The 5,344-nt window shown below is 40.9% G+C and carries 5 protein-coding genes and 1 pseudogene; 5 read left to right on the forward strand and 1 reads right to left on the reverse strand.

Annotated elements, in window-relative coordinates; translation table 11 throughout:
- Positions 1-759: pseudogene (locus tag O9334_RS06295) on the forward strand (methyl-accepting chemotaxis protein); the annotation flags it as partial.
- Positions 760-781: 22 nt separating this feature from the next.
- Positions 782-1,423: an OmpA family protein gene (locus O9334_RS06300; protein WP_045357186.1), complete on the forward strand. Its 642-nt coding sequence runs from the start codon at positions 782-784 to the stop codon at positions 1,421-1,423.
- 1 nt (position 1,424) lies between these two features.
- On the opposite strand, the gene O9334_RS06305 is transcribed toward O9334_RS06300, so the two are convergent.
- Entirely contained in the window at positions 1,425-2,018 is a 594-nt protein-coding gene (locus O9334_RS06305) for a Uma2 family endonuclease (RefSeq protein WP_045357188.1), read from the reverse strand.
- 486 nt (positions 2,019-2,504) lie between these two features.
- Between O9334_RS06305 and O9334_RS06310 the strand changes: the two genes are divergently transcribed.
- The 3 genes from O9334_RS06310 to O9334_RS06320 form a co-directional block, all read left to right on the forward strand.
- A complete protein-coding gene (locus tag O9334_RS06310; RefSeq protein ID WP_287999684.1) occupies positions 2,505-4,424 on the forward strand; it encodes a long-chain fatty acid--CoA ligase in 1,920 nt (639 codons plus the stop codon).
- 61 nt (positions 4,425-4,485) lie between these two features.
- Positions 4,486-4,935, forward strand: coding sequence for a YlqD family protein (locus O9334_RS06315; protein WP_002782037.1), 450 nt, complete (start codon positions 4,486-4,488; stop codon positions 4,933-4,935).
- A 289-nt stretch (positions 4,936-5,224) separates the two neighbouring features.
- Positions 5,225-5,344, forward strand: a 120-nt coding sequence (locus O9334_RS06320) for a helix-turn-helix domain-containing protein (RefSeq protein WP_159291398.1), incomplete at its 3' end; no start/stop codon positions are given.

A 5,344-nucleotide genomic window follows, 5' to 3' on the forward strand; every position in this document is an offset into this window, starting at 1 on the left:
CTTATCAATAGTCTCGATGAAAGACTCTCCCAAACCTCCGATAAAATTCTCACTGCTTCCCATGGGATTGAGCGCTCTAGTAATAATCCAGAGGTGACTAATGCTAACTTGTCTCAGTTAATTGATACAGTGACAGAGCAACTTACTCAAGTCAAGGAAAGCTTACAGTCTGAGTTAAACCTTTTAAGCAATAACTTAAGGACGGTAGTTGATGATAAATTAACTAAGAACTCAGAACAATTAAAAGCAGTTTCCCAATCTATTGAGAAAACAGCCAATCAATTTGGCAGCCTTAAATCAGATTTTTCTCAAGTAATTAATTCAGTGAACACCAACACCAGTCAATTAACTGCTAACTTAGAATCTTTGCGAGATAAGTTAGAGAAAGTTATCGCTAAGGAAAATAAATCGAATCAGAAAATGATTGAACACATCTATGGAGAAATTCAAAAATGTTTAGCAGAACTGGAGAAAATTAACGATATGCGTTCTGACTTTTCTAACTTAAAGGATGAGATAGAAGAACTTTTTGAGACAATCCCTAATCCTGCTCAAAAAAATGTTCAGGATGACATTTATAAGTTAAATAAGAAGTTGGAAGAACTTAAAAAACTTTTTGAGACAATCCCTAATCCTACTAAAAAAGATGTTCAGTCTGACTTTTCTAACTTAAAGGATAAGATAGAAAAACTTTGTGAGACAATCCCTAATCCTCCTCAAAAAGATGTTCTGGATGACATTAACACCCTATTTGAATAACTTCACCAACATATAAGTAACTATGTCTAGACGTACCTACTACCGGGATGAAGATAAATCGGTGGATGTTTATCCCGCATTTACCGATTTAATGTCCAATGCTTTCATGATTCTGAGTTTATTTCTCCTCTTGGCACTTTTTCAGTCCTATAATCTCATCAGCAAACTGGAGGAAGCTAACCGAAAACTGCAAACAGCAACCCCGATAGTTATCGATGAAAAATCAGGAAAATTCAAATTTCAGTCGGGAAGTGCTGAATTAAACCCCGCTTTAAAAACCTATATTCGTCAGCGCATTATTCCCGCTATCGAAACCATTACCAAAGACAGAGAAATCGACTTTATTCAAGTAATTGGACACACCGACGGACAGGGAATACAAAAGACAAGTAATCTCGATAAAAATATCGAATCGGTTGCCAGCAGAAAACAATCTGTTAAAATGCTAGTACCCGGTTCTAACACTGATTTAGGATTAATGCGCGCTTTAGCAGTAGTGCAAGAAATCGAAAACACCGGTAAACTCAAAAACGTCAAATTTCGAGCTTTTTCCGCAGGACAGTTATACCTCCCATCGGGTAACTTAGCTGCGGTTAATCGTGACGCAGATGCAAGCAGACGCAGAATTGAAATCCGTTTTATTCCCCCCGGTAAAAAACAATGATTTATTCTATTTCTTCCACGGAATAATTAACCGTTTCTAGGGTGACATCCTCGTATAAATCCCGAAAAGATGCCGTCAGATTAATACTCTGCAAACTAAAACTTTCTTCCTGATAGGTTTGCAGAATCCATAAACCCTGTTCACCCCGTCGAAAAGTTTCCACTCGTTGGTGTTTACTATTGACTAAGACATATTCCTCTAAACTTTCTAGAGTTTGATAATCATTAAATTTATCACCCCTGTCAAAAGCTTCTGTGGAATCGGAGAGAACTTCGATAATCAATTTAGGAAACCTTTTGTAGGTAGCGGTTTCTCTATCTCTGTCATCGCAGGTGACAATAATATCGGGATAATAAAAGTGATTGCGCTTCTCTAATCTGACTTTCAAATCGGCAAAATAAACCCGACAATCGGAACCCCGCAAATGATTACGAATAATTGTGTATATATTCCCCGAAACAATATTATGAGTATCCGTCGTCCCTGCCATGGCGTAAATTTGCCCATCGATATACTCGTGTTTAATGGGACTTTTTTCTTCAAACTGAAGATATTCTTCTGGAGTGAGATTATTATAGTTAGATAGAGCAATCATCGTTTTTTCTCCTAATCACAACTTTATTAAGTACCTAAGCAGGTAGGTGTTAAAAATTGTCGGCACCCCCCTTATTAAGGGGTAGGGTTGATTCATAGTAGGGTTGATTCATAGTAGGGTTGATTTATAGTAGGGTTGATTCATAGTAGGGTTGATTCATGAATCAACCCTACTAGGGGTGGGGGGGATCAGAGGCAAAATCTATCTTCTATTTAATTAGAACCACTTACCTAAGCAAAATTAATTATACATCTAAACCGTTAGCTTTTTCCGTAATCAGTAAGCAGTATTAAGTAACAGTACATTCCCTGATTACCGTTCACTGTTCACCGATAACCGAAAAGTCTCCACTCTCCGAGTCTCAACTAGGAAATTAACTTTGCAGGACAGATACCTGTTGAAATACTGTCTAGGAGAACCAGCAAAAAGAGCCTCGAATGGTTAATCTATATGTTATTACCCTTGTAACTCTCTATAACTACTGCTATGACAACCCTAATTGACTATTCAAATATTCAATCTTTACCCGAAGTTTGGTCAATAGTTGCCCAGCGTTTCCCCAATATTATCGCCCTGCACGATCCCCACAGTAAACCAGAAGTAATTCTCACCTATCGGGAACTTTATCAACAAATTCAGCAATTTGCCGCCGCTTTACAAGCATTAGGAGTCACAGAAACCGAAAATGTCGCTTTATTTGCCGATAATAGTCCCCGGTGGTTTATTGCCGACCAAGGTTCCATGGCAGCCGGGGCCGCCAACGCGGTACGATCTGCTCAAGCAGATGCAGAGGAATTAGCCTACATTCTGGCCGATAGTGACAGTCAGACGCTGATTGTGGAAAATAACAAAACTTTAGGCAAATTGCTGGCAAAAATCCCTGAATTGCCCCTAAAATTAATCGTGCTGCTCACCGACGAAGACCCCGCTACTGGGGCGATTTCCGTGCAGACCTTAAATTTCAAGCAACTAATGGCGATCGGGGCTGAGAACACCCTTAAACCCATCACCAAGAGCGAAAATGATCTGGCTACCCTCATCTACACATCGGGAACGACGGGACAACCCAAAGGGGTGATGTTAAGTCACGGTAATCTCCTGCATCAGGTACGCAACTTAAATGCTATCTTTCAACCGGATCCCGGCGATCGAGTTTTAAGTATACTACCCTCATGGCACTCCTACGAGCGCAGTTGTGAGTATTTCAGTCTAGCTCAAGGTTGCACCCAGATTTACACCAGTATTCGCACTTTTAAGCAGGATTTAAAGCAATTTAGTCCGCAATTAATGGTGGGAGTTCCCCGTCTTTGGGAATCTCTTTACGAGGGTATCCAAAAGCAATTTAGCGAACAATCGGCCACAAAACAGAAATTAGTGCGATTTTTGCTAGAAAAGTCGGAAAATTACGTTATTGCTAAACGTATCGCTGATAATCTCAGTCTAGATCATCTTCACGCTTCCCCCGGAGAAAGACTAAAAGCAAGAATTCAATCCCTCTTACTCTATCCCCTCCATGCCATCGGTGATAAGCTAGTTTATGGCAAAATTCGCCAAGCAGTGGGAAATAAAGTTAAAATCTTGGTTAGTGGCGGTGGTTCCTTAGCCAGACATCTAGATACTTTCTATGAGATTGCGGGAATCCCGATTTTAGTTGGTTATGGACTGACAGAAACTTCTCCCGTCGCTACCGTCCGTCGTATCGATCATAACCTGCGCGGGTCTGCCGGTCGTCCCGTCTTTCAGACAGAAATCTGTATTGTCGATTTACACAGCAAAGAAGTCTTACCCACAGAAAAACACGGTTTAGTCTTGATTCGTGGTCCGCAGGTGATGCAGGGATACTATAAAAAACCCGAAGCAACCGAAAAAGCGATTTCTCCCGATGGTTGGTTTGATAGCGGTGATATTGGTTGGTTAACCGCTGCCGGGGATTTAGTTTTAACCGGACGGGCCAAAGATACAATTGTTTTGAGCAATGGTGAAAATATTGAACCGCAACCGATTGAAGATGCTTGTTTACGCAGTCCCTTTATCTCCCAAATTATGCTAGTGGGACAGGATCAAAAAGCTTTGGGGGCTTTGATCGTGCCTAATCTTGATATACTGGCCAATTGGGCCCAAGAACAGAAACTATCCTTAAATTTACCCGATTCTCACAGCGATCGCTCAACGATTCTTTCTAGCGATCTCTACAGCAAAAAAGTCTTAGATATCTACCAACAAGAATTAAAGCGCGAGGTAAGAAATCGGCCCGGTTATCGTGCCGATGACCAGATTAAAACCTTTGAGTTAATTTTAGAGCCTTTTTCCCAAGAAAACGGCATGATGACCCAAACTTTAAAGATTAAACGACCGGTAGTAACGCAACGCTATCGCGATATGATTAACGAGATGTTTGCCAAGTAAATATTTCTGGCAAATATTCTTTAACCCCTTGACAAAAAGACCTTTTTAGGATAAGCAAATCATGGATGACGCACAAACCAGTTTATTACTGAAGCGCCCGGTGACAATTAAAGTCATCGTGACTCCGCGCTGGAAAGAAGAAGCACAACAGCAATTACAAGCACAAATGGTTCAAATTGATGCACAAATTCAACAATTAGAAAGCCAAGGCCAAAGAGCGATCGCCGAAATTCAGCGCCAGAGTCTGATCCCCTTACCCCCCGCGGCTGCCCAACAGATTGATAATATTCAAATCCAAGTCAATCAACAGAAAAGTGAGTTTCTCGAACAAAAAAACCAGTATCTGCAACAATTGCAACAGGTACAACTCTTGGAACTCAATCAAGAAGTCGCCCAAGCACAACTAGAAAGCTTTTTCCGCGTCGAAAAAGGCGATAACTTAGTGGCAAAAATGAATGTGGAACTCGTCCTTAGAGATGGCATCGTCGAAGAGATTCGCGGCGAAATTTAAAGCTAGGGTGAGCAGTTACCCTTCGCTGTCAACTTAACCGTTAAAATCGGCAATAGCAAGGGTTTTTATCCCTTGCTAACCGAGAAAACCGCCCCTAGCTCACATCACCCCTGACAGGACTTGATCAGACCTGAAAAATATATTAAGATTCTTTATCGATCGCCCGGACAAACTCGCCTATATTGTTGTATAACTTCATCGAAAATTTGCGTCTGAAACCCCGCCGTTCTAGGTTGGCTTTACTGTTAAATACTAGCGCATTTACACGATATATGCTAAAATGTGAGACATGGAAAAAGCCTATTCGTTTCGATTTTACCCAACACCAGAACAAGAGTCGCTATTGCGGCGCACATTGGGCTGTGTAAGATTAGTTTACAACAAAGCTCTCCACGAACGAACACAAGCT

Source organism: Microcystis sp. LE19-8.1F (genome assembly GCF_027531715.1).
GTDB lineage: Bacteria > Cyanobacteriota > Cyanobacteriia > Cyanobacteriales > Microcystaceae > Microcystis > Microcystis wesenbergii_A.